The following is a 22,346-nucleotide window of genomic DNA, read 5'->3' on the forward strand; positions in this document are numbered from 1 at the left end:
CACAGGCCGCGGAGAGCCCCGATCGCGGGATGAAACAATGTCAGGCGTGGCAACCGTGAGTCAATGGATCGAAGGCGCTCGCCCGCGCACCCTGCCCAACGCGATCGCCCCGGTGATCGCGGGAACCGGGGCCGGCCTGCACGCCGGCGACGTCTCGTGGTGGAAGGCCGCGCTGGCGCTCGTCGTCTCGTTGTCGTTGATCATCGGAGTGAACTTCGCCAACGACTACTCCGACGGTGTCCGCGGGACGGACGACGATCGCGTCGGACCGCTGCGACTGGTCGGATCCGGCGTCGCGAGCCCGCAGTCGGTGAAGTTCGCCGCGTTCGCCGCCCTGGGGATCGGTGCGGTATGCGGACTGGTGCTCGCCGCGGCGACGGCGTGGTGGCTGATCGCGATCGGCGCGATCTGCATCGCGGGCGCCTGGTTCTACACCGGCGGCAAACGTCCGTACGGCTACCAGGGCTTCGGCGAGATCGCGGTCTTCGTGTTCTTCGGACTGGTCGCGGTGCTCGGCACGCAGTTCGTCGCGACGGGCGCCGTGGATTGGATCGGACTCGGCTGTGCGGTCGCCGTCGGCAGCCTCTCGAGCGGCGTGCTGATCGCGAACAACCTGCGCGACATCCCGACCGACACGGAGTCCGGCAAGATCACCCTCGCGGTACGCCTCGGCGACCGCAGCACCCGCATCTTCTATGTCGTCATGTGCGCGATACCCGTCATCATGAGCATCGCGCTGACGGTTGCCGCTCCGGCCGCCGCGGCCGGTCTGCTCGCTGCGCTCCCCTTGATCAAACCGGTGCGCATCGTGCTCGGCGGCACGCAGGGCCGCGGACTGATTCCGGTCCTCGCGCTGACCGGCATCGCGATGCTGGTGTGGTCGGTGGCGACAGCGATCGGGCTCGCCCTGACGTAGGACGAGCCCGATCGACTCTCTCAGGCGGACACGACAGTCGACGTGCCCGCGCCACCGCGATCAGCTCGCCGCGGCCTCCGGCAGGAGTGCGGTGACGGCGGTGCGCAGCGCATCGACGGTGGTCGCCGATTCGACGACCGCCACCGCTGCCGGGTCGCCTCCGTCGAGGATCGCCAGCAGGAGCCGTTCGACGCGGAGGTCACGGTCTCCCTCGGCCCGTGCTACGGCGACGGTGGAACGGAGTGCCTCGCGCGCCGGTTCGGTCATGCGACCGCCGCGTCCGCGCGGTCCGCGCCGACCGCGTCCGCCGTCCATAGGGCCGAACCAGACGCCGTCGGGGCCGAACTGCATCGCCATGCCGGGACCGCCGAAACCGCCGGGACCACCGTGCGGGCGACCGCGGTGCGGACGTCCGCGTCCACGGTCGGGGCGCCGTCCCCATCCGTCGGCGAGATCCTCGCCGAAGCGGTCGCCGACGGCGTCGCGCACCTGGTCGAGGTCGATCCCGATGCTGCGCAGAGCTTCTCGGTCCTCTTCATAGCGGTCGCGGACGTCCTCGACGGCGTCGCCGTGGTTCTTCTCGACCACGGCGCGCGCCCCCGCCAAGGTGAGGCCCTGTGCGGCGAGCACCCCGAACAGCGGGCTGCGCGCATTGCACAGCATGCCGAGGATGAGGTGATCGGTCCCGACTTCGCGGTGACCGAGGTCTTTTGCTTCCTGCACCGCGAACATCATCGTGGTGCGTGAGTCTGAGGTGAAACGGTCAAACATCGTTGCCGTCCTTTCCAGCCGCTGACGCGGCCTCTCGATACGAGTGCTTCTGATGCACGGCTTGACGGCTGACCTGGAGGACATCGGCGATCGCCTGCCAGCTCCATCCCTGTGACCTCGCCGAAGCCACATGAACGTCCTCGAGCCGGTCGGCGAGAGTCCTCAACGCCCGAACGACGCCCAGTCCGGTTCCCGGGTCTTCGCTCACCGCGGCCTTCACCATCGGTTCGCCATCGCTCACTTGCTCATCGTCATCGTGCATGCTGTCAATTTATCTTGACATCGGAGTGGTGTCAAGATTTATTGACATCACATTGTCGCAGCACGCGTCCACCCGGATTCGCCGCCGGGAGAACGGTGGGGGTCAGTCCGCGGTCAGCTGCGCGCTGATGTTCATCCGCGACGCGCGAACAGCGGGGACGACGGCGCCGATCAGGCACAGTGCCACCGGCACGGCCACGTAACCGATCGCCGACACGACGGGCGCGTAGGCGATGTCGATCGACGTCGTCTGGCTGAGGATCCGATCGGCGAGGACGTGGAGTCCACTGCCGAGGATGAGGCCGATGGCGGCACCGACGAGTGCGATCGCAGCGGCCTCGCTGAGCACCATGCGCGAGATGAATCGTCGCGAGGCGCCCATCGCACGGAGCACAGACAGCTCTCGACCGCGTTCCAGGACCGACAGCAGCAGGGTGTTGAGGAGTGCGATGGCGGCAGCACCCGCGACGATCCACTGGATGGCGACGGTGAACGCACCTGCTTGTTCGGCACTCTTCTTCGTCGCATCGAGCGCTTCGGACCCCGTGTAGACGTGCACCGGGTGATTGCCGAGCCCGGGGTATCGGTCGGCGATGGCCGTCAGATCCGTCCGCGCCCGCTCCTGGTCGACGCCGGGCTTCAGCATCACCTGCAGGTAGGTGTCGCCGTCGCGGCGAAACCAGTCGCGCAGCAGCTGATTCGAGACGGCGCCGACCCCCGAGTCGATGGCGACGTAATCGACCGTGTCGCGGACCACGAGGTCGTGATAGCCGGTCGGCGTGGCGAGCCGGACGGTGTCGCCGACCCCCACGCCGAGCAGCCGCGCCAGCACCGTCGAGAGCAGGATCCCGTCGCCTGCGAGTGTCTGGCGAACCGCCGCGTCGGACGATTTCTTGATGAAGGGCGCGGACGATCCCGGCTCCAGCCCCTGCACCAGGATTCTCGCGTCGCCGAGGTTGACGGACGCCCACTGCCCGCCTACCACCGACGACACCTCGGGCAGCGCCCGGACCTGCTCGGCGATCCGGTCGTTCAGCGCGGGACCGAGCGGGATCGATTCGGCGCTGCGCGAGGAGACGTAGAAGTCGGGCGCGGCGAGACCGTCCAGCGAGCCGGAGATGGATCCGATGAGATTGTTCAGCGACCCCGAGATGCCGACGCCGACCGCGATCGCGACGGCGACGGTCATCACCGTCGCCCAGACGCGTCGCGGCGCGCGACCGGTGTTGACGGCGGCCAGCCTGCCCGGTCCTCGCCAGCGGCCGGCGAGCCCGGCGACCGCGCCGACGAACACCGGAATCAGCGCGAAGCACAGCAGCAGTCCGCCGACGGAGTACACGGCTCCGGCGAGGATGGCGGCACGACCTTCCACCGTCTCGGCGACGATCCACGCGACGGCGATGAGCACGACGCCGACAGCGCCGCTCACGGCCAGCAGTCGCGTCGCGGGCGGGCGCGCGTCGGCGGCCTCGCCGGGCACCATCGCCTCGACGGGTGCGACGGCGAACACCGAGCGGGCCGCGAGCACGGTGGCGCCCACGCAGGCGACCATGCACGCCGCGATCGCGACGACGGGTGCGTAGCCGGGCAGGTGGTAGTTCACCACCACGCCGATCGACTCGGACGCGTCGGGCAGCCGACCGATGATCCATCGTCCGGCGACGATGCCGAGCGGTACGCCGATCACTCCCCCGACCAGACCGAGGACCGCCGATTCCGCGAGGAGGTCGCCGACCAGGTGCCGTCGGCGCGCGCCCAGCGCACGCAGCATCGCGAGCGACTGGCGCCGTGAGGCGACAGCCATGTTCATCGTGTTGAAGACCAGGAAGGCCGCGATGATCAGTGACACCATCGCTACGAGCAGCGTGGAGTCGTGGGTCACGGAGTTCGCGACGTCCACCTGCTTGACGCGGAAATCGGGGTCCACGACACTGGCTCGGCCGCCGACCACGTCCGCCGCCTGCCGCTCCAGATCCGCCGTGGCGACACCCGACTTCGGAACGATCATCAGCGAGTCGACGGCGTGGTCGAGTCCGGTGAGACGTTGTGCGAGTCCGAGGTACGCGAACACGAAGCGGCCGCCATTGAGGACGCCCGCGGCATCGTCGGACACCACGCGGACCACGGAGACGTCGACGCCGGACAGGGACAGCCGCTGCCCCTCGTGCAGCCCGGTGGCAGCGCCGACGATGACGCCGTCGTCCAGGTGGTCGGCGTCGAGAACACCGCCCGACGCTCCGGACGAGCCCTCGACGGCTGTCCGCAGATCGCTGGACAGCGCGGTCACGGTGAAGTCCGAGCCGAGCAGGACGGCGGGGTGGCCGTCGACCATCACGGTGCTGCGCACCAGCGGCACCACGGCCTTCGCGCCCGGGACACCGCGACGCAGCTCGCCTGCGAGGTCGGTGTCGACGCCGGAGTCGGTGATGCCGACGACCTCGACCGTCGCGTCGCCGGAGAGCGCTGCGTTGAACTGCCGCACCGATTCCGACATCGAACCGTAGGTCCCCAAGACGGCGACCAGCAGTGCCGCCGACACCATGACGACGGCCACCGATGTGACGACGCGCAGTTTGTGACCGGCCAGCTCGCGCAGATTGAGAACGGCGACGCGCGTCAGCCCGGCGAGCACCGCGCGCATCTCAGGCGTCCCGCCCGTCGATCCTGCCGTCGCGGACCGTGACCACGCGATCGCAGATCGCGGCCGCGCCGGCGTCGTGCGTCACCATCAGGACCAGCCGGTCGCCGTCCTCGTGCGCCACCTCGGAGAGCAGCGCCAGCACCTCGGTGCCAGTCTTGGAGTCGAGGTTTCCGGTCGGCTCGTCGGCGAGCAGGATCTTCGGATCCATCATCAACGATCGCGCGATCGCCACGCGCTGCATCTGCCCGCCCGAGAGTTCGGAGGGGCGGTGATCCACGCGGCTGCGCAGGCCCACCCGATCGAGCAGATCCAGCGCGCGGGGCTTCGCCCTTCGCAGCGACTGCGAGTCCAGCAGCATCGGCATCGCGACGTTCTCCCACGCCGTCAGCGTGGGGACCAGGTTGAAGAATTGAAAGATGAACCCGACGCGGTGGCGCCGGAAGGTCGACGCCTCGTCATCGCTGAGAGCGGCCAGATCCGTTCCGTCGACCCGGATCGATCCGGACGTCGGGACGTCGAGCGCACCGATGATGTGCAGCAGGGTGGACTTCCCCGCACCGGACGGGCCGACGACGGACACGAATTGACCGCCGTCCAGACTCAGCGACGCCCCGTCGAGGGCGCGCACCGTCTCGGTGCCCATGCGGTACTCACGCACCAGGTTCGACGCCTCGACGACGGCCACGGAGCAGCTCTCCTCTCTTCCCGACGTCAGGGACGCCAGGCACCGGTCTCGAAGAACTGCTCCAGTGTCCGGGTCGGTGGCTCCAGATCGAGCTGCTGTTCGGCGACCCAGGCATCGTTGAAATAGGTGTGGTCGTATCGATCACCACTGTCGCACAGCAGCGACACCACGCTGCCGCCGCGCCCCGACTCGAGCAGCTGCGCGAGGAGTGTGCACACACCCCAGAAGTTGGTGCCGGTGGAACCGCCGACGCGTCGGCCCAATCGGTCCGACAGGAACCGCATCGCCGCCACGGAGGCGGCGTCCGGGACCGGGACCATCGCGTCGATCACCTGCGACACGAACGACGGCTCCACTCGCGGACGGCCGATGCCCTCGATGCGCGACGCCGCCTGCGAGGTGAGGGCGCCGTCACCGGTCCGGTAGGCCGGAAGGAAGACCGAGTTCTCGACGTCGACGACGCACAGCCGCGTCGGATGCTGCCGGTAGCGAACGTACCGACCGAAGGTGGCCGACGTGCCGCCGGTCCCCGCGCCGACGACGATCCAGGCGGGCACCGGGTGGCGTTCGGCCTCCATCTGCGCGAAGACCGATTCGGCGATGTTGTTGTTGCCGCGCCAGTCGGTGGCCCGCTCGGCCATCGTGAACTGATCGATGAAATGTCCGCCCAACTCGGCTTCGAGTCGTTGCGCGACGGTGTAGATCTCCGACGGAGCGTCGACGAAGTGGCACTCGCCGCCCTGCGCTTCGATCAACCGGGTCTTGGCGGGCGACGTCCCCTTCACCATCACCGCGATGAACCGGACTCCGATCAGCTTGGCGAAGTACGCCTCGGAGACCGCCGTCGAGCCCGACGACGCCTCGATGACGGTGGTGTCCTTGCCGATCCAGCCGTTGCACAGCGCGTAGAGGAACAGCGACCGTGCCAACCGATGCTTCAACGATCCGGTGGGATGCGTCGACTCGTCCTTCAGGTACAGGTCGATGCCGTCGCCGCGGTCGGCCCACCCCGGCAGGTCCACTTTCAACAGGTGGGTGTCGGCGCTGCGGTGGGCGTCCGCCTCGATGCGCTGCACCGCACGACTGGACCACTCCCGATCGGCGACGTGCTCCACCAGTCCGCCGGCCATGGTCAGTCCTCGCCGCGCAGGCGCGACTGCAGGTCTTCCCGCTGCGCCGACCGCCTGGCGTCGACCTGGGCGATCTGGTCGTTGACCCGCAGCCGCAACGACTTGAACAGCACCAGGCTCAACGGGAGCGCGATCAGCACGCCGAAGGCGGCGGCCGCCAGGGGAAAGACCGTCACCCCGAAGGCCTTGCCGATGAAGAAGATCGCGGCGGCCAGCACCACGACCAGCGCGAGGCGCGCGAGCGAATAGAGAACGACGGCCAGGATGAGGCTGCCCATGGTGGCGGGAGCTGACTCCGCAGGCTGCTGAGCGTTCGGCTCTTCAACTGTCATGCCGTCAAGGGTACTGTCGGACCCGTCGGACCTGCGAATACACCGTTCATAGGACATCTTCGGACACCTGGAGCAAGCAGCCGATTCAGACCGAATCCAACATTACGGACTCTTTACCAACTGCTGACTGTTCGAGCAACCGGCACATATGCGTGTACATCTGGTGTGTACCGGCGAAACCGCCCGTGACCGAATCAGCATCGAAGGGGAGAGAAACATGACGACTGTCGCTGACAACTCCGCAGAGTCGGGCCTCATCACGCCTGCACTCGCCACCCAGCACAACCTGACCCCGGGTCAGGTCGCTGCAATGTTCAACGTGAACCCGAAGACCGTGGCCCGCTGGGCCTCCTCCGGCGTTCTCAAGTCCATTCGCACGCCGGGCGGCCACCGTCGTTTCCGCGAAGCGGACGTGGTCGAGCTGCTCAACCGCTCCTAAGACTTTCCGCTCGACCCCCGCGTGAGCGCAGCGGGGTCGGACACCGCGTCCTCGACATCCTTGATGGAGAGTTCAGACAACGGTGACCGGCCCGGCTGCGCTCGCGCTGTTTTCGGTAGTATGGGCGGTTGAGGCTCTCGTCTGAGAACGGCAGTTGTTGTTGCGTTACGCGTCTTCGTCCGGTTGTGCGTTCCGCTCGAAGGAGGTTCACGCCGTGGTCTATCTGTTCCTGGTTCTCATCGTCTTCGCCGCCGCGTACCTGTCGTGGCGAATCGTTCAGACGCGGCCGGGCGCCGACGGCGGCGACGCGCCCACCCAGCGCCCGCCCGCCCCACGCGGCCCCGACGACGACCCCGACTTCCTGCGCTCCCTCGACAACCACTGAGCGCCGACACCGACCCGCGGGCGCACCTCCCCACATTGGCCGAGTGCCGTCGGCACGACTCCCCCACGCTGGTCGAGTACCGTCGGCGCGACTCCCCCACGCTGGTCGAGTAGCCGCCTGCGAGCGGAGCGAGCAAGCGGCGTATCGAGACCCGGCGGTCACGCACCATTTCCCGTCGAAGCGCACCACTTGTGGTTCCCGCACTTGGTCGCGACCAAGTGCGGGAGCCAGAAGTGGTGCCACTGGTCGCCAAGCGGTGCGGTCTCGGGGCGCCCGCTCTCCTGAAGTGCCGACGGCGCGCCTCCCCCACGCTGGTCGAGTAGCCGCCTGCGAGCGGAGCGAGCAAGCGGCGTATCGAGACACGGCGGTCAGCACCCGCCGGAACCCAGACAGCCCTCGCTCAACCCGGGATCGGCGCGCTCATACGCCCCCGAAACTTACAGACCCGCGTAGGAGTGGAGGCCGGAGACCACCAGGTTGATGGCGAAGAGGTTGAACAGCAGGGCGACGAAGCCCGCGACGTTGACCCACGCCGACGCGTTGCGCCACCCGGCCGTCGCGCGCGCATGCAGGTATGCCGCGTAGATCACCCACGCGATGAACGACACCGTCTCCTTCGGGTCCCAGCCCCAGAACCGTCCCCAGGAGGCCTCGGCCCAGATCGCACCGCAGATGATGCCCAGACCGAACAGCGGGAAACCGATCACCGTGCACTTGTAGGCGGTGCGGTCCAGCGCCTCCGCGCTCGGCAGGTGATCGAGCAGTCGGCGCACCGACGCACCGAACCCGCTCGACGTCTCGTCGACGGGTCCGACCGTCGGCCACTGGTTGCGCGTCAGGTAGAGCATGCTCGCGACGCCCGCCACCAGCAGGATGCCGGAGGCGATCGAGATGATCGACACGTGGATCGCCAGCCAGTACGACTTCAGCGCCGGAACCACCGGAGCGGCCTGCGTGTACAGGTAGCGTCCGGCGATGAACATCAGCAGAACGACGGGGACAAGCACAAAGCTCAGCAGCGGACGGGACTCCTTCTTGCGGAGCACCACCAGGCCTGCGCCGACGCAGGCGAGGCAGGTCAGCGAGATGAACTCGTACATGTTGCCCCACGGCGCGCGACCGGTCGCGACGCCACGGAAGACGATCGACGCGAGGTGCGCGACGACGCCGACCCAGACGACGGGGTACGCCATCGCGGCGAGCTTCTCCCCCAGGCTGCGGCGCGGAGCCGGGCCCGCGACACGACCGGGGACGCGGTCACCGGCAGCGGCGTCGATGCTCGCGCCCGCGCCGACGAGCGCCTTCGCAGGCGCCTCGAGCTTGGCGTAGCGGGCGGCGGCCAGAGCACCGAGGAACATCAGCATCGCGACCACGTACACGGTGATGGCGGTCGCGTACGACCAATCGGAGTACCGCGCAATAGTCTCGTTGACGTAGCCCACGGCGTCGTCGTTCATGAACGATTCCTCATCTTCTCGTCACTCCCCGAGCCGTCAGATCTTTGCCCGGGTCTTGGGTGCGTCCTCGGCGAACAGACCGCGTGCCTGCTCCTCGAAACCGTCGCCCCAGCCCGCCTGATCCGTCCTGGCCAGGCCGGCCACCTCTACTACAGTACGTCGTTCACCGCTGTCGGCAACAGGCACGAGCCGAGCCCAGATGCGGCGTCGTTTGATCATCAGCGACGTCACCAGGCCCAACACCATGACAATGGCGGAGATCAGCACGCCGGTCTGCATGGGATCGTGTGAGACCTGGATCGACACCCACCGCTGAAAGCCGTCGAATCGGACGCGCGTCCCGTCCGGGAGCGTGGTGTCCGCGCCGACGGCGAGGTTCACCGACGCCTTCTGCGTCAACCGGCCCTGATCGATCAGTCGCTGATCCAACGAGTACACGTTCTGCGGGCGACCGGTGTCGAGGCCGGTGTCGCCCTGGTAGATCCGGATCGCGACGCTCGGCTTGTGCGGCTCCGGCGACTGCGAATCGAGGATGTTCCCGTGTGCGAACACCGCGTCGGGCGCGAACAGGCCCTCGATGGCGACCTGGTGCTTCCGTCGCTCGTCTTCGGTCGGGTACAACCCGGCCGGAGTGTCGACGCGGACCGCGCCCTCCGACAGCATCGTCTGCGTGGACTGCGGAATGAACGGGGTGGTGCTGGTGCGCTCCTCGCCGTTCGGGAAGGTCACCGTGAAGGTCGGCGCGAAGCCGTTGCCGAGCACGTACACGCGGTCGCCCTCGATGCGCAGCGGGTTGTTGACCTGCACCTGCGTGGTCGGCCACTGGTTGCCCGGCTTGCTCAGATCGGTGGTGTAGGCGACCTTCGCGTCATACATGTCGGGCTGGCCGCTCGGGAGGAAGGTCGCCGAGAAGTCGTCGATCCGGATGCAGAAGGGTTCCAGACCGGTTCCGTCGATCATTGCGCCCGACCGGAACGAGTCGTAGACGGCGGTCGAGGTGTTGCACAGGACCTGCTCGCCGTCGGCGACCAGCGAGCGCGTCCCCTCGTAGCCCCACAGCTTGCCGACCGCGATCGTGATCAGCAACGACAGCAGTGCGAAGTGGAACACCAGGTTGCCGAACTCGCGCAGATAGCCCTTCTCGGCCGAGACCTCGACCGCGCCGTCCGGGTACCGCGACGACGGCTCCACCGTCCGGACCGTGGTGCGCCAGCCGCGCAGGTTCTTCTGGATCCGGTCGCCGAGCTCGGTTGGCGTGCCGTCGACGGTCTCGTCGATGTGCCGCGGCATGCGCGCCAGGTTGCGTGGCGCCGCCACCGGTTTGGTCCGCAGTGCCTGGAAGTGCTCCCAGATGCGCGGGGTCAGACAGCCGACCAGCGACACGAACAGGAGCACGTACACCGCGGTGAACCAGGTCGACGAGAACACGTCGAACAGCTGCAGTCGGTCCATGATCGTGCCGAGCGTGCCGTGGCTCTCGATGTACTCGAGCGTCTTGCTCTCGTTGAGTTCGCGCTGCGGAAGGATCGCACCCGGGATCGCGGCCAGTGCCAGCAGGAACAGGAGGGCCAGCGCGGTGCGCATGGACGTCAGCCCGCGCCACGCCTTCCGGAGCGGGGTCAGGAGGAACCGCTGCAACGGTGAGGCTTTGATCGACTGACTCATACGGGCAACTCCACGTCGGAGATAAGGGAAATACGGATCCAGTCGACGAGCTCGTTCCACATCCCGGTCACCAGCAGCACACCGACCGCGATCAGCGCGACGCCGCCGATCACCTGGATGGTGCGCGCGTGTCGTCGGACGAAGCCGAGACTGCGGACCGCCCAGGCCGACGAGAACGCCAGGATCAGGAACGGGATGCCGAGCCCGAGGCAGTAGGCGGCGACGAGGAGCGCACCCCGGATGGGGGTGTTGCCGTCGGTGCTCATCGCGACACCGATGACCGCACCGAGCGTCGCACTGCTGCACGGGATCCATCCGATGGCGAACACCGCGCCCAGCACGGGGGCGCCGATCACGCCGGTGTAGCGGCGCGGCGCCATCCGGCGGTCGCGCTGCAGGTACGGGATCATCCCGATGAAGACCAGGCCCATCACGATCGTGACCACGCCACCGATGCGCTGCATCAATTGCAGCCGATCGGTGTCGAGGAAGATCGAGGTGACGCCGAACAGGGTGGCGGTCGCCAAGACGTAGACGACGGTGAACCCGAGGACGAACAGACCGGCCGCGCCGACGACCCGCCATCGACCAGACTTCCGTCCCTCATCGGCGGAGACAGCGGGCGCCTCGGCGCCGACCAGCCCTGCCAGGTACGAGAGGTACCCGGGAACCAGCGGCACCACGCAGGGCGAGGCGAACGAGATCAGCCCGACGAGGATGCACACGCCCAATGCCAGCAGCAACGGTCCGCTGGTGACCGTCGAGGCGAACGTGGCGCCCATATCGGCCAAATACATCTCAGACATTCTCGGCCGCCACCTTCAGCACGGCGTCGCGCAGTTCCTCCTCTGTGATGGCCCGCAGGAACAGTTTGGCGGGACGGTGTTTACGGTCCAGGACGACGGTCGTCGGAACCACGCCGACCGGCACTCCGAGTGCCGCGAGGGTCGCGCCGCCGTAGTCGAAGATCGACGGATACGGGACCTTGCGATCAGCGACGAAGTCCTTGGCGGTGTTGCGGGAGTCCCGGAAGTCGATGCCGACGAATTGGACGCCCTTGTCCTTCGTCTCCGCGAACACGTTCTCCAGCGGAAGGAACTCGGTCCGGCACGGCGGGCACCACGACGCCCACACGTTCACCACGAGGACCGTGTCCGGGTAGTCGGAGAGCTTCACGGTGCCGTTCCCGAACAACTCCTCCCCCTGCACGTCGCCGATGGCACGTCGATCGGCAGGCGCGTACTCGATGACGGTCTTGCCGTCCGGGGAGACGAATTGATTACCACGATCGGCCGAGACCGCATCGGTGCCGACACCGCACGCGGTCAGCACGGTCACGGAGGCGATGACCGCGCAGAGCGCTGCGACGACCCGCCGCCCGCGCCCTGCGCGTCGCAGGCCCGCCATCCCGGTCACGCTCCGGTGATGCGCGGATCGGAGGCGCCCGCAGGCTCGGAGTAGACGATGTCGACGAGCGCGTCGTCGTCGTAGATGAGGGTCGTCAATGACGCGAGGGAGCACTGCCGCACCCGGGGGTCGTGCCAGAGACGCTGCCCCTCGAGAAAGCGCCGCAGCGTGTAGACCGGCAGCTGATGACTGACGCAGATCGCCTCGTGGCCGCGGGCGGCGTCGCGCGCGGTGTTGGCGGCGGCCAGCATGCGGTGGGCGATCTGGATGTACGGCTCACCCCACGACGGGGTGAACGGGTCGCGAAGTTTGAGCCAGTGGCGCGGCTTCCGAAGCGCACCGTCGCCGACGGCCACCTTCAGTCCCTCGAACTGGTTGTCGGCCTCGATGAGGTCGTCGTTCGTGGTGATCGTCAGATCGTGCGCGGCCGCGATCGGCGTCGCCGTCTCTTGCGCTCGCTGCAGCGGAGACGCGAAGACATGGCTGATGTCGTGGTCGGCCAGGGTGTCAGCGACCCGCTGCGCCTGTCCGGCGCCGGTGTCGGACAGGTGATATCCCGGCAGACGGCCGTACAGGATGCCCTCGGGGTTGTGCACCTCGCCGTGGCGCATCATGTGGACGATCGTCTTCATCAGGCTCCCTTTCCAGGGTCGGTGGCGGCAGCCGCCGCGGCAGCGGCTGCGGGCAACGCGTCGGCGATGATCGAGAAGGCCTCGTCATCGAGCGCGGCGGAGACGAACCACGCTTCGAACGCACTCGGCGGCGCGTAGACGCCGCGTGCGAGGAGGGCGTGGAAGAAGGGCGCGAAGCGCCACGTCTGGGTGCCCTTGACCCCGTCGTAGTCGGTGATCGGATCGGTGGAGTCGGTGAAGAAGACGCTGAACAGGTTGCCCGCCTTCTGCACCCGGTGCGGCACCCCCGCGTCAGTGAGCGCCGCGGCGATCATCGACTGGAGGCGCTCGGAGTTCGCGTCGAGGACGGCGTAGACGTCGGCCGTCGCGTTGCGGAGCGTCGCCAGGCCCGCCGACACGGCCACCGGGTTCCCGGACAGGGTTCCGGCCTGGTACACCGGGCCGGTGGGTGCGAGGTGCTCCATGATGTCGCGGCGACCGCCGAACGCCGCTGCCGGAAGGCCGCCGCTCATCACCTTGCCGAAGGTGTACAGGTCGCCTGCGACGCCGTCGAGCCCGTAGTGGCCCGCCGGACTGACCCGGAAACCGGTCATCACCTCGTCCATGATCAGGAGGGCGCCGTTCTCCGCGGTCACCCGCCGAAGTCCTTCGTTGAAGCCGGCGACGGGTGCGACCGCGCCCATGTTGCCCGCGGCCGCCTCGGTGATGACCGCGGCGATGTCGGCGCCGTGCTCGGCGAAGACCTGCTCGACGGCCGCGATGTCGTTGTAGGGAACCACGATGGTGTCGTGCGCTGCGGCACCGGTGACGCCCGGCGACGTTGGCAGACCCAGGGTCGCGACGCCCGAGCCCGCGTCGGCGAGCAGCGCGTCGACGTGTCCGTGGTAGCACCCCGCGAACTTGACGATCTTGCTGCGGCCGGTGAAGCCGCGCGCGAGGCGGACCGCCGACATCGTGGCCTCGGTGCCCGAGTTGACCAGACGCACCCGCGACACCGGGTCGACGCGGTCGATGATCTCCTCCGCGAGTTCGATCTCGCCCGCGGTCGGTGCACCGAACGACAGCCCGGTCGTCGCCGCACGTTGCACGGCCTCCACGACCGCGGGGTGGGCGTGACCGAGGATCATCGGACCCCAGGAGCACACCAGATCCACGTACTGGTTGCCGTCCGCATCGGTCAGCTTCCAGCCCTTGGCTTCGGTGATGAACCGCGGCGTCCCGCCCACGGCGGAAAACGCACGGACCGGCGAGTTCACGCCGCCCGGTGTCGCTCTCGCCGCCCGTTCGAAGAGTTCTGCACTGGCAGCAGTGTTCACCGCGGGATTCTCGAGAGGCTGGGACATGGCCTCCAGTGTTCCAAAACCTGGTCTCTCTTCCCAATCGCTGACTCGTACGTCACACCCGAGTGGCACGGGAGTGAGTCTGCTGACCGCGCACGTGCGCCGGAATCGGCGCGTCCGGAATCAGCGTCTCTCAGCCGAGGACCTCGCCGACGGCGTCGGCGATCGCGCGCTGTCCGAGGGCGTTCGGGTGCATGACGATCGCCGAGTCGGCGCCGATCTGCGGCTCGATCCAGCGCATCCCCTTCGGTGAACACGCCTCGTGCCCGATCGATCGGGCGGCCATGTCGACGAAGGTCACGCCGACCCGGTTCGCGGCAGCCGAGATCGCGTCGTTGAGCGCCTGCTGCACCCGGTGCACGTAGTCGACGTCGCCGTCGGCGATCCCGACCGCGGGCCGGCACGACGTCCGCGCGGGCATCAGCCACGGATACCCCGCGACGACGACGCGCGCGTTCGGGGCCTTGTCCCGAATGCTCCGGAGTCCGCGTTCCACATCGGCCCCGACACTGTCGTCGATCTCGCGGAACGGCTGCGTGCCGAACGCCTTCCGGCACGGCGAGCCGGTCGGATCGTCGGCAGCCCGCCGCGTGCATTCCCCCACCATCGTCATGTAGATCGCCGAATCGTTGCCGCCGATCATCAGGGTGACCAGCGCGGTCTTCGAGGTGACCGCGTCGAGCTGGGGCGCGACGCCGTCGTACTGCCCCTGAAACAGGTTCGCGGTGGTCGCGCCCGCACACGCGACGTCGACGACGTCCATGCCGCGGCGCAGTCCCACCAGTTCCCCGAAGTTCCGCTGCGACCGCTGGCAGGCGAACGGCGAGTCCTCGACCAGTGGCGTCGTCCCCGCACCGGAGGCGTAGCTGTCGCCGAGGTGCACCAGCTGCGGCCGTCCGTCGGCATCGGCCTGGACCCCTTGTTCAGCGGGGCGCGGGTCGCGCGGCGTCGCGTCGATCACCCAGATCGCACCACCAACCGCCACCAGGAGGATCGCGATCACTGACAATGTCGGTGTCAGCACCCCTCGAATCCTCCGGTCGACTGGCAAGCGCTACTTCTTCCCCTTCGGCGGCAACCCCATCGTGACGGCCAGGTGTGCCTCGGTCAGTTCGGTTCGCAATCGGCCGACGTCCCGTGCCCACGCCTGGGCCAGCCGCCCGTTCGCCAAGCGCACGCCGACGCCCTTGCGTCGCCGCGGCACCGCGTGCAGCTCTCCCAACGCGGGCGCGCTCTCCCAGTCCGCAGGCTCAGCGCCGGTGTTCTCCGGGAAGATCTTGACGATGTCCGCGATCTCGATCGTCTCCTGGCCCTGCCGCAGCGTCGTCTCGGTCAAGCACATGGACACGTGCTGCCGAGCGGCGAACACCTGGAGAACGGTGAATCCGACCAGGATCGAACCGAAGATCAGCAGCACACCCCAATGGATCCGGCCCTTGCCGAGAATCTCCAGGATCAGGATGGCGAGGATCATGATAGGTCCGATCGACACCACCCACCAACTGCCGCCGGACTCGTAGAGCAGCGTCTCACCGGGATCGATAGGAGGAGCGTGCTTGGCTTTCTTCCGCGGGTTCAGCGTCGGCGCAGCCGCACTGTCGACGTCGTCTGGGTTCTCGTCGGGAGAGTCGGTCACTGCGGGGCGTCTTTCGACGCATCCTCCGGAGGGCAGTCGCCCAATTGGCATTTGAACCAACGGTCGGCGAGCGGACGGTACGCCAGTACCGATCCGAACAGTCCGACGACCGCGGCCGCCAGCACGACCGCCAGGCCCGCACTCTGGAAGCCGATGGTCAACGGCAGCAGCATCGCGACGACGACACAGGTGAGCGCCGACAGCGACGACCGCCATTGGACGGCCCCGCGGTAGGTCTTGGCACCGAGGAGCAGGTAGGCGACGCCCAGGATCAAGATCAGGAAGTCGACGGCGAGGATGCCGAAGTCGAAGCCGAGGCTCACCGCGTCGGCCACGATGCCGAACGCGCCGAGGCCGATGAGCAGCACGCCGGAGGCCATCCAGAGGCGCAGCGCCCACACCACCTGAGTCGGCCGGTCCTTCGGATCCGGTCGCGGAGGTCGTTGTCGCGCGGGAACTTCAATCATCGGAACCCATTCTGCCGTTTACTGCGTCGGTATGCGGCCGCCTCGCGGCAATAGGCCGCACTGTCACGGTGCATGAGCGCCGTCAGCGCTCCCACCGCACACACTCCGCCGAGGATCGTGGGCACCATCGCCCAGGTCGGCGACTCCGGCAGCGTCGAGTCGGTGTTCGTGTCCATGAACAGCGCCGCGACCGCGAAGACCAGGTTGACCGTGACGAATGCGCTGGCCCAGCCGAGGATCAGGCGCGCCCACGTGTAGCCGATGAAGGTGAACCACATCAGCACCGCCGCGACGGCGACCAGAATCACAATCACCACCGCCATGCCGATGGCGAAGGTCACGTCGGTGTTCGCCATCAGTGCCGGATCGTCGAGCCTGCGCTCCACGTCGGCCATCTGCCGGTCGAAGTCGGCGCGCAGCACGGTCCAGTTCGCCGCCATCGCGACCACCTGCAGCACGATCACGCCGACCCACAGCTCCACCACGAAGCGGATGCTGTCGGGGCGCTTCGGCTTGGCGGCGGGGTCTGCGGTCGGCAGTCCGGGAGCGGTCATGCCTCCAGCCTAATCACCCGAGCGAAAGTCGCCGCGCGATGTCCGCTGCCGCATATGTCAGGATGACCGACGCCCCTGCGCGGGCGATCGACAGCACCGCCTCGTCGACGGCGGCGTCGAAGTCGATCCACCCGCGTTCGCCCGCGGCCGCCAACATCGCGTACTCACCGCTCACCTGGTACGCGGCGACCGGCGCGTCGGTGCGATCGGCGACGTCGCGGACGATGTCGAGGAAGCTCATCGCAGGCTTCACCATCACCATGTCTGCGCCCTCCTCGAGGTCGGCGAGCAGTTCTCGCGCCGACTCGAGGCGGTTGGCCGGGTCTTGCTGATAGGTACGGCGATCGCCCTGCAGCGACGAGCCGACGGCCTCGCGGAACGGACCGTAGAAGGCCGACGCGTACTTGGCCGTGTAGGCCAGGATCGTCGTGTCGGTGAAACCGTCGGCGTCGAGCGCGTCGCGAATCACGGCGACCTGGCCGTCCATCATCCCGCTCGGTCCGACGACGTGCGCACCCGCCCTGGCCTGCGACACCGCCAGTTCGGCGTATCGGCTCAGCGTCGCGTCGTTGTCGACGGCACCGGATTCGGTCAGCACTCCGCAGTGGCCGTGGTCGGTGAACTCGTCGAGGCAGGTGTCCGCCATGATCACCGCGTCATCGCCGAGATCGGCGCGCAGCGCGGCCAGACCGCGATTCAAGATCCCGTCCGGGCGGGCGCCGACCGAGCCGGTCGCATCCTTGTCCTCCGGTTTCGGCACACCGAACAGCATGAGTCCGCCGACGCCCGCAGCGACCGCGTCGGCCGCCGCAGCACGCAGCGAGTCGGTGGTGTGCTGCACCACGCCGGGCATCGACGTGATGGGTTTGGGCTCGTCGATGCCGTCGGCGACGAACATCGGCAGCACCAACTGCGACGGATGCAGTCGGGTCTCGGCGACCAGTCGCCGCATCGCTGCGGTCTGCCGGAGACGACGGGGACGGATGAACGGACCGGTCATCGGACCCTCCTCACGAACGCGAGCGACGCGACTTCTTACGCGGCGGGGGCAGTGCGCCCTCGGCCCGCAGCTGTGCGGCATGCGCGGCGAGCGCGTCCACCAGCTCGACGATCGACGCGTTCTCGGGGCGCACGTCCACACGCAGCCCGAACTCGATCGCCGTCTCGGCCGTCTTGGGACCGATGCACGCCACGATCGTGCGCGCATGCGGCTTGCCCGCGATGCCGACCAGGTTCCGGACCGTGGAGCTCGAGGTGAAGCAGACCGCGTCGAAGCCGCCGGTCTTGATCATCTCGCGGGTCTCGGCCGGCGGCGGTGCGGCACGCACGGTGCGGTAGGCGGTCACGTCGTCGATCTCCCAGCCGCGCTCACGCAGGCCCTCGGAGAGGGTCTCGGTGGCGATGTCGGCGCGAGGCAGCAGAATCCGGTCCACGGGATCGAAGACCTCGTCGTACGGCGGGAACACCTCGAGGAGTCCCAGCGACGACTGCTCGCCGGTCGGGAGCAGTTCCGGCTCCACTCCGAACGAACGGACCCGGGCCGCGGTGCCCTCGCCGACACAGGCGATCTTGACGCCGGAGAAGGCGCGGGCGTCGAGCCCGAACTCGGCGAACTTGTCCCACACGGCGCGCACGGCGTTGGTCGAGGTGAAGACGATCCACTGGTAGCGACCGTCGACGAGTCCCTTGACCGCGCGCTCCATCTGCGCCGGGCTGCGCGGCGGTTCAACGGCGATGGTCGGCACCTCCTTGGGGATGGCGCCGTGCGAGACGAGGCGCTCGCTCATGTCGACCGCCTGCTCCTTGGTGCGGGGCACCAGGACCGTCCAGCCGTACAGGGCGCGCGACTCCCACCAGGAGAACTTGCCGCGCTGGTTCACGATCTTGCCGATCGTCACGACCAGCGGACCGGTCAGGGCGTTGCCCTTCTCGTTCACGGTGGCGAGGGTCGCTTCGATGGTGCGCTGCGAACAGGTGGTGCCGTTGACGGTGATCGCGACCGGCGTCTGCGCGGCCAGACCGTGCTCGGTGAGCTCGCTCGCGAGCTCGGCCAGGTGTCCGGAGGTCGCGTGCAGGACCAGCGGGCCGGGAGCCGCGGCGAGGGCGGCCCAGTCGACGTCGCCCCGGACGTCGGCGACGGTGTGACCGGAGCCGAGCGGCATGCCTGCGAAGCTGGGGACCGCCGAGCCGGAGGGAATGCCCGGGAGGACCTCGAACGGGACGCTGGTGCGGGCGACGGCGGTCACTTCGGCGAGCACCGCATCCGAGCTCATCGGGTCACCCGCTACCACGCGGACCACGTTGACGCCGGTCTTGGCTTCGGCGACGAGGGTCTTCGCGACCTGAGTCGGGTCGCCGAGCGCGGGCCTGGTGACCTCCGGCGCGTCGGCGGCCTGCTCCGCGGCGGCCTTGCGGCCTGCGCGAGTCGGCGCGGGTTCGGCAGCGGCGTGCGCCGAACCGATCACCGCGAGAACACCGGCGGGAACGTCCGGATCGACGTACGCGGACGTCGCGTTCACCAATACGTGTTGCGCTCGCACGGTCAGCAGATCCGGATTTCCAGGACCCGACCCCACGAACAGGATCCGACCGGGATTAGCATTCTTCGTACGGCTCATGCGTTCGCACTCTCCTGCCCCGCCCCCGGGGCTGCAGTTCGTTCCTACCCCGTCACGTCGGGGTAAAGGTTCTCCTGCGCGAGTTCGGGTCCGTCGCAGGTCCTAGGCTCTTTTGGGAACCAGGGGTGCGGCGCCGAGCTCGAGCAGTTCGGCGGCGAGACTTCTTCCGAGTTGGTCGGCCCGTTCGACGGGGCCCACCGCCGAAGCGCGGATCACTTCCGATCCGTCCTCGGCCGCCACCACCGCGCGAAGCGACAGTTCGGCGAAGATGCGCCCGTCCTCGTCGATCGACTCGACCACCTCAGCGAGTGCCCCCACCGGTGCGGTGCACCCGGCCTCCAGGGCCGCGAGTACCGCACGCTCGGCGTCGACCTCCGCGCGGGTGGACGGATCGTCCAACTCGGCGAGAATTCTCACCAGTTCGGCATCGTCGGAGCGACATTCCACCGCGAGGGCGCCCTGCGCCGGCGCTGACAGCATGACCAACGGGTCAAGTGCCTCGGTGACGACATCAGCTCTGCCGATCCGCACCAGTCCGGCCCGGGCTACCACAATCGCGTCCAGCTCACCGCTCGCGACTTTGCCCAACCGAGAATCTAGGTTGCCTCTTAGGGGGCGAATTTCCAAACCGAGACCCAGTGCTCTAAGCTGTGCGGCGCGTCGTGGCGACGACGTGCCGATCACCGAGCCGGAAGGAAGCTCCCCGAGGACCATGTCACCCCGGCTGACCAGCGCGTCTCGCGGATCGACGCGCGTCGGCACGGCGCCCATCGCGAAGTCCGGCTCGGGGACGGTCGGCAGGTCCTTGTACGAGTGGATCGCGACGTCGCACTCGTTCGCACGCAGCGCCTGGCGGATGGCGGTCGTGAAGACGCCGACGCCGATCTGCGCCACCGGCGCGGTGGATGTGTCGCCCGCAGTGGTGATGATGACCAACTCGGCGGGGTATCCGTTGGCGGTCAGCCGATCGGCGATTCCCTGGGCCTGCGTGGTCGCCAGCTGCGACCCGCGCGTGCCGATGCGGATGGTCCCGCCCGAGTAGCCGACGGGTCGGTCCGCGGAGTCTTGCACGATCTGTTCCTGTCCGTTGGAGGGGTACTTCATGAGCACGGGCCCCGGAATACAGACACTCCGGCGGCGGGCGCCTCAGTGCAGTTTGTCGATGCCCGTCTCCGAGGCCGACACGGCTTCGGCGGCACCGGGCTTGAGTTCGAAGAGCTCGCGAAGAGCTTCAGCGTAGTGGTCGCCGCGCCCGGTCGACGCGAGTTGCTTCACGCGCACCGTCGGCGCATGCAGCAGCTTGTCCGCGACGCGTCGAACCGTCTTGGCGACCTCGTCGCGCTGATCGTCGGCGAGGTCGGGCAGCCGGCTCTGCAGGCGCAGGATCTCGGCTTCGACCACCTCCGCCGCCCGCCGCCGCAGCGCGGCGACCGTCGGCGTCACCTCGGCTTGGCGTTGCACGGACAGGTACTCGGAGAGCTCGCCGCTCACGATGGTGCGCGCGGCCAGGGTGTCGGCTTCGGCGGCCCGCGCCTTCTCGTCGCCGCGGAGCCCTTCGATGTCGATGATGTGGACGGCGGGCAGCCTCCCCGCGGCCGGATCGACGTCGCGCGGGAGCCCGAGGTCGCAGATCATCAACGGCGCAGTGTTGGTGCGTCTGGTGAGAGCGGAGTGCACGTCGCCCACCTGGACCACCGAGGCGATGGATCCGGTGCAGGTGACGACGATGTCGACATCGGCCATCACGGTGGAGAGGTCGTCGAAGGTGGCGCCGCGGGCGGTGATGCCGTACTTGTCGGCGACCGTCGCGGCCACTTCGTCGGCCCGCGCCGCAGTCCGGTTGACGACGGTGATGTCGGTGACGCCGTCGTGCGCCAACTGGCTGGTCGCGAGCGATCCCATGGCGCCCGCACCGATCACCGCGGCCGACCGCATCGGCGGATGCTCGCCGCCGCGGATGGTGACGGCACGGTCCACCGCGACGGACACCACCGACGCACCCGCACGGTCGATCCCGGTCTCGGTGTGCACGCGTTTGCCGACGCGCAGCGCCTTCTGCGCCAGTTCGTGCAGGGTACTGCCCGCGGTCTGGTTGGTGTCGGCCTCGGAGTACGCGCTACGGATCTGCCCCAGGATCTGCTGCTCGCCGACCACCAGCGAATCGAGGCCAGCGGCGACGGTGAACAGGTGCTCGACGGCCGATTCGGAGTACCGCACGTAGGCGTGGTCAGTGAGTTCTGCCACCGACATTCCGCTGTGGTCGCCGATCACCTGGCCCACGGCCTCAAGTGCCGGGTGGAAGGCGTCGACAACGGCGTAGATCTCGACGCGGTTGCACGTGGAGACGAGCATCGCTTCGGAGACGGTGTGCGAGGCGAGGAGCGCGTCGACCAGTTTGGGGCGGTCGTCGTCGGAGACGGCGAGTCGTTCGAGGATCGATACCGGAGCACTCCGATGGGACACACCGAACAACAAGACACTCACTGCGACAAGCCTCCCGCCCGCGAATCCGACGGCGTCACCGACACCGTCAGACCACCTACCGGCGCTCTCTTCTCTCTCCGTCTCGGCCGGGTCGCCGAACGGACATACCTTCTCAGGCTAGATCAACCGGATGGCCGAATGCACGCCACCTCGGCAGCGCCTCGACCGCGGCAGGTCAGCGCAGGGCGTCGAGGTCTCGGCGCAGGCGCGGCTCGTCGACCTCCCAGTAGCTGTGCTCGACGCCGTTCACCACCACTACCGGGACCCGGTCGCCGTACTCGGCGCGCAGCAGCGGATCGCCTGCGTCGGCACGCTGATCGACGTCGACGACGCTCGCCGCAAGACCGTAGTCGGCGAGGATCCGAGCCAGTTCGGTTTCCGCGCGGGCACACGTCGAGCAGCCGGCGCGCGACATCAGTTCGATCACAGCTTCCATGCCCGCGAGTGTACGAAAAGTCACGGGTGTGACCCAGGTCCGCGGTGACGACGCCTGTCTCGATCGCGCGATAGGCTGAGAGCCAATCGT

At 68.4% G+C, this 22,346-nt stretch carries 24 protein-coding genes; 3 read left to right on the forward strand and 21 right to left on the reverse strand.

Features of this window, described 5'->3' with window-relative positions; genetic code table 11:
• Window positions 1-46: 46 nt before the first annotated feature.
• On the forward strand, window positions 47-916 hold the full coding sequence (locus GH2_RS06960; protein WP_066164974.1) for a 1,4-dihydroxy-2-naphthoate polyprenyltransferase: 870 nt from the start codon (window positions 47-49) through the stop codon (window positions 914-916).
• A 60-nt stretch (window positions 917-976) separates the two neighbouring features.
• Here the strand turns inward: GH2_RS06960 and GH2_RS06965 are convergent, their stop codons facing one another.
• The 6 genes from GH2_RS06965 to GH2_RS06990 form a co-directional block, all read right to left on the reverse strand.
• Window positions 977-1,687, reverse strand: a complete 711-nt coding sequence (locus GH2_RS06965; protein ID WP_066164976.1) for a Clp protease N-terminal domain-containing protein — start codon at window positions 1,685-1,687, stop codon at window positions 977-979.
• Window positions 1,680-1,949 (reverse strand): helix-turn-helix domain-containing protein, encoded by a 270-nt coding sequence (locus tag GH2_RS06970; RefSeq protein ID WP_066164979.1) that lies wholly within the window; start codon window positions 1,947-1,949, stop codon window positions 1,680-1,682. Before GH2_RS06970 ends, GH2_RS06965 begins: the two co-directional genes overlap by 8 nt.
• A gap of 102 nt (window positions 1,950-2,051) precedes the next feature.
• On the reverse strand, window positions 2,052-4,589 hold the full coding sequence (locus tag GH2_RS06975; protein ID WP_066164981.1) for an FtsX-like permease family protein: 2,538 nt from the start codon (window positions 4,587-4,589) through the stop codon (window positions 2,052-2,054).
• 1 nt (window position 4,590) lies between these two features.
• The gene (locus tag GH2_RS06980) at window positions 4,591-5,274 is read right to left on the reverse strand and encodes an ABC transporter ATP-binding protein (RefSeq protein WP_066164983.1); all 684 of its coding nucleotides are present in this window, start codon (window positions 5,272-5,274) and stop codon (window positions 4,591-4,593) included.
• Window positions 5,275-5,300: 26 nt separating this feature from the next.
• A complete protein-coding gene (gene cds1, locus GH2_RS06985; protein ID WP_066164986.1) occupies window positions 5,301-6,404 on the reverse strand; it encodes an L-cysteine desulfhydrase Cds1 in 1,104 nt (367 codons plus the stop codon).
• A gap of 2 nt (window positions 6,405-6,406) precedes the next feature.
• The gene (locus tag GH2_RS06990; RefSeq protein WP_066164987.1) at window positions 6,407-6,736 is read right to left on the reverse strand and encodes a DUF4229 domain-containing protein; all 330 of its coding nucleotides are present in this window, start codon (window positions 6,734-6,736) and stop codon (window positions 6,407-6,409) included.
• A gap of 217 nt (window positions 6,737-6,953) precedes the next feature.
• Here GH2_RS06990 and GH2_RS06995 point away from each other — a divergent pair, with 217 nt between their 5' ends.
• The gene (locus tag GH2_RS06995; protein WP_066164989.1) at window positions 6,954-7,175 is read left to right on the forward strand and encodes a BldC family transcriptional regulator; all 222 of its coding nucleotides are present in this window, start codon (window positions 6,954-6,956) and stop codon (window positions 7,173-7,175) included.
• 214 nt (window positions 7,176-7,389) lie between these two features.
• Window positions 7,390-7,560 (forward strand): hypothetical protein, encoded by a 171-nt coding sequence (locus GH2_RS21735; protein WP_169802426.1) that lies wholly within the window; start codon window positions 7,390-7,392, stop codon window positions 7,558-7,560.
• Window positions 7,561-7,997: 437 nt separating this feature from the next.
• On the opposite strand, the gene ccsB is transcribed toward GH2_RS21735, so the two are convergent.
• The 15 genes from ccsB to GH2_RS07070 form a co-directional block, all read right to left on the reverse strand.
• Window positions 7,998-9,017 carry a c-type cytochrome biogenesis protein CcsB gene (ccsB, locus tag GH2_RS07000; protein ID WP_066164991.1) on the reverse strand — a complete coding sequence of 340 codons (1,020 nt, stop codon included), beginning with the start codon at window positions 9,015-9,017 and terminating at the stop codon, window positions 7,998-8,000.
• Between the two features lie 36 nt (window positions 9,018-9,053).
• A complete protein-coding gene (gene resB / locus GH2_RS07005; RefSeq protein WP_066164994.1) occupies window positions 9,054-10,682 on the reverse strand; it encodes a cytochrome c biogenesis protein ResB in 1,629 nt (542 codons plus the stop codon).
• Window positions 10,679-11,488, reverse strand: a complete 810-nt coding sequence (locus GH2_RS07010) for a cytochrome c biogenesis CcdA family protein (RefSeq protein WP_066164997.1) — start codon at window positions 11,486-11,488, stop codon at window positions 10,679-10,681. The genes resB and GH2_RS07010 overlap by 4 nt, the downstream gene beginning before the upstream one ends.
• Window positions 11,481-12,089, reverse strand: coding sequence for a TlpA disulfide reductase family protein (locus GH2_RS07015; protein ID WP_066165487.1), 609 nt, complete (start codon window positions 12,087-12,089; stop codon window positions 11,481-11,483). The genes GH2_RS07010 and GH2_RS07015 overlap by 8 nt, the downstream gene beginning before the upstream one ends.
• A 5-nt stretch (window positions 12,090-12,094) precedes the next feature.
• Window positions 12,095-12,721, reverse strand: a complete 627-nt coding sequence (locus tag GH2_RS07020) for a histidine phosphatase family protein (protein ID WP_066165000.1) — start codon at window positions 12,719-12,721, stop codon at window positions 12,095-12,097.
• A complete protein-coding gene (gene hemL / locus GH2_RS07025) occupies window positions 12,721-14,064 on the reverse strand; it encodes a glutamate-1-semialdehyde 2,1-aminomutase (protein ID WP_066165004.1) in 1,344 nt (447 codons plus the stop codon). Before hemL ends, GH2_RS07020 begins: the two co-directional genes overlap by 1 nt.
• A gap of 130 nt (window positions 14,065-14,194) precedes the next feature.
• Window positions 14,195-15,085: an SGNH/GDSL hydrolase family protein gene (locus tag GH2_RS07030; RefSeq protein ID WP_244885326.1), complete on the reverse strand. Its 891-nt coding sequence runs from the start codon at window positions 15,083-15,085 to the stop codon at window positions 14,195-14,197.
• A gap of 30 nt (window positions 15,086-15,115) precedes the next feature.
• A complete protein-coding gene (mce1N, locus tag GH2_RS07035) occupies window positions 15,116-15,697 on the reverse strand; it encodes a transport-regulating membrane protein Mce1N (RefSeq protein WP_372434390.1) in 582 nt (193 codons plus the stop codon).
• The gene (locus tag GH2_RS07040) at window positions 15,694-16,164 is read right to left on the reverse strand and encodes a hypothetical protein (RefSeq protein ID WP_066165010.1); all 471 of its coding nucleotides are present in this window, start codon (window positions 16,162-16,164) and stop codon (window positions 15,694-15,696) included. The genes mce1N and GH2_RS07040 overlap by 4 nt, the downstream gene beginning before the upstream one ends.
• A complete protein-coding gene (locus GH2_RS07045) occupies window positions 16,161-16,718 on the reverse strand; it encodes a hypothetical protein (protein ID WP_066165013.1) in 558 nt (185 codons plus the stop codon). Before GH2_RS07045 ends, GH2_RS07040 begins: the two co-directional genes overlap by 4 nt.
• Before the next feature lie 13 nt (window positions 16,719-16,731).
• Window positions 16,732-17,718 (reverse strand): porphobilinogen synthase, encoded by a 987-nt coding sequence (gene hemB / locus GH2_RS07050; protein ID WP_066165016.1) that lies wholly within the window; start codon window positions 17,716-17,718, stop codon window positions 16,732-16,734.
• 10 nt (window positions 17,719-17,728) lie between these two features.
• Entirely contained in the window at window positions 17,729-19,336 is a 1,608-nt protein-coding gene (locus GH2_RS07055) for a bifunctional uroporphyrinogen-III C-methyltransferase/uroporphyrinogen-III synthase (protein ID WP_066165019.1), read from the reverse strand.
• A gap of 102 nt (window positions 19,337-19,438) precedes the next feature.
• On the reverse strand, window positions 19,439-20,440 hold the full coding sequence (gene hemC, locus GH2_RS07060) for a hydroxymethylbilane synthase (protein WP_239588414.1): 1,002 nt from the start codon (window positions 20,438-20,440) through the stop codon (window positions 19,439-19,441).
• A 42-nt stretch (window positions 20,441-20,482) separates the two neighbouring features.
• Window positions 20,483-21,820 (reverse strand): glutamyl-tRNA reductase, encoded by a 1,338-nt coding sequence (locus GH2_RS07065; RefSeq protein WP_066165022.1) that lies wholly within the window; start codon window positions 21,818-21,820, stop codon window positions 20,483-20,485.
• A gap of 175 nt (window positions 21,821-21,995) precedes the next feature.
• Window positions 21,996-22,256: a glutaredoxin family protein gene (locus tag GH2_RS07070; RefSeq protein ID WP_066165025.1), complete on the reverse strand. Its 261-nt coding sequence runs from the start codon at window positions 22,254-22,256 to the stop codon at window positions 21,996-21,998.
• Window positions 22,257-22,346 lie beyond the last annotated feature (90 nt).

The organism is Gordonia hydrophobica NBRC 16057 (assembly GCF_001592365.1).
In the GTDB taxonomy this organism is placed as follows: Bacteria; Actinomycetota; Actinomycetes; order Mycobacteriales; family Mycobacteriaceae; genus Gordonia; species Gordonia hydrophobica.

Bases quoted from the DNA above. Each gene is read 5' to 3' on its own strand.
- GH2_RS06970 (WP_066164979.1), bottom strand. From the start codon at position 1,949: ATGCACGATGACGATGAGCAAGTGAGCGATGGCGAACCGATGGTGAAG.
- hemC (WP_239588414.1), bottom strand. From the start codon at position 20,440: ATGAAGTACCCCTCCAACGGACAGGAACAGATCGTGCAAGACTCCGCG.
- GH2_RS06990 (WP_066164987.1), bottom strand. From the start codon at position 6,736: ATGACAGTTGAAGAGCCGAACGCTCAGCAGCCTGCGGAGTCAGCTCCC.
- ccsB (WP_066164991.1), bottom strand. From the start codon at position 9,017: ATGAACGACGACGCCGTGGGCTACGTCAACGAGACTATTGCGCGGTAC.
- hemL (WP_066165004.1), bottom strand. From the start codon at position 14,064: ATGTCCCAGCCTCTCGAGAATCCCGCGGTGAACACTGCTGCCAGTGCA.
- cds1 (WP_066164986.1), bottom strand. From the start codon at position 6,404: ATGGCCGGCGGACTGGTGGAGCACGTCGCCGATCGGGAGTGGTCCAGT.
- hemB (WP_066165016.1), bottom strand. From the start codon at position 17,718: ATGACCGGTCCGTTCATCCGTCCCCGTCGTCTCCGGCAGACCGCAGCG.
- GH2_RS07020 (WP_066165000.1), bottom strand. From the start codon at position 12,721: ATGAAGACGATCGTCCACATGATGCGCCACGGCGAGGTGCACAACCCC.
- GH2_RS07015 (WP_066165487.1), bottom strand. From the start codon at position 12,089: ATGGCGGGCCTGCGACGCGCAGGGCGCGGGCGGCGGGTCGTCGCAGCG.
- GH2_RS07070 (WP_066165025.1), bottom strand. From the start codon at position 22,256: ATGGAAGCTGTGATCGAACTGATGTCGCGCGCCGGCTGCTCGACGTGT.
- GH2_RS06995 (WP_066164989.1), top strand. From the start codon at position 6,954: ATGACGACTGTCGCTGACAACTCCGCAGAGTCGGGCCTCATCACGCCT.
- GH2_RS07045 (WP_066165013.1), bottom strand. From the start codon at position 16,718: ATGACCGCTCCCGGACTGCCGACCGCAGACCCCGCCGCCAAGCCGAAG.
- GH2_RS07055 (WP_066165019.1), bottom strand. From the start codon at position 19,336: ATGAGCCGTACGAAGAATGCTAATCCCGGTCGGATCCTGTTCGTGGGG.
- GH2_RS06965 (WP_066164976.1), bottom strand. From the start codon at position 1,687: ATGTTTGACCGTTTCACCTCAGACTCACGCACCACGATGATGTTCGCG.
- resB (WP_066164994.1), bottom strand. From the start codon at position 10,682: ATGAGTCAGTCGATCAAAGCCTCACCGTTGCAGCGGTTCCTCCTGACC.
- GH2_RS07010 (WP_066164997.1), bottom strand. From the start codon at position 11,488: ATGTCTGAGATGTATTTGGCCGATATGGGCGCCACGTTCGCCTCGACG.
- GH2_RS06975 (WP_066164981.1), bottom strand. From the start codon at position 4,589: ATGCGCGCGGTGCTCGCCGGGCTGACGCGCGTCGCCGTTCTCAATCTG.
- GH2_RS07040 (WP_066165010.1), bottom strand. From the start codon at position 16,164: ATGATTGAAGTTCCCGCGCGACAACGACCTCCGCGACCGGATCCGAAG.